This is a genomic window from Desulfurellaceae bacterium (assembly GCA_021296095.1).
Lineage (GTDB): Bacteria > Desulfobacterota > Binatia > Bin18 > Bin18 > JAAXHF01.
This window is the reverse complement of record JAGWBB010000135.1, coordinates 8,616-8,983: the sequence shown is the minus strand read 5'-3', so window position 1 is coordinate 8,983 and position 368 is coordinate 8,616. Positions and strand designations below refer to the sequence as shown.

Sequence of the window (368 nt, the reverse complement as noted above, 5' to 3'; positions counted from 1 at the left end):
CGGCCGTAGCGGAAGAACAGCATGTGAACCGAGCGCTGGAAAAAGATGGTCCGGGTCAGGCGGTCCGCAGCCGAGATGGGCGCCTGGTACTCGACGATCAGCCGGTGGCCGGGGGAGGGGTCGGAGACGCGCAGGCTGAGCCGCAGAACCGGCGGCGGCGCGTCCGGCGTCCCGGTCGGGGGCGCGATGCGAAACACAAAACGCTGGGGGGCGGGGGTCGGCGGCAGGTCCAGGCTGCCGTCCGCAGCAAAGCCGTCGGGCAGGACCAGGCGCTGCGGCTGGGAGCAGTCGAGGCGCAGGCTGCGGACCTGATCGCCGGCCAGCGGGGGCGTCTCAACGACCAGCGCGTAGGTGCCGCTGCCGGCCGT

General features: G+C 72.8%; 1 protein-coding gene. It reads right to left on the bottom strand.

Going from position 1 to position 368, the window contains the following annotated elements; genetic code table 11:
• The coding region (locus J4F42_21205) for a hypothetical protein (protein ID MCE2488040.1) at positions 1-368 on the bottom strand (368 nt) is incomplete at both ends.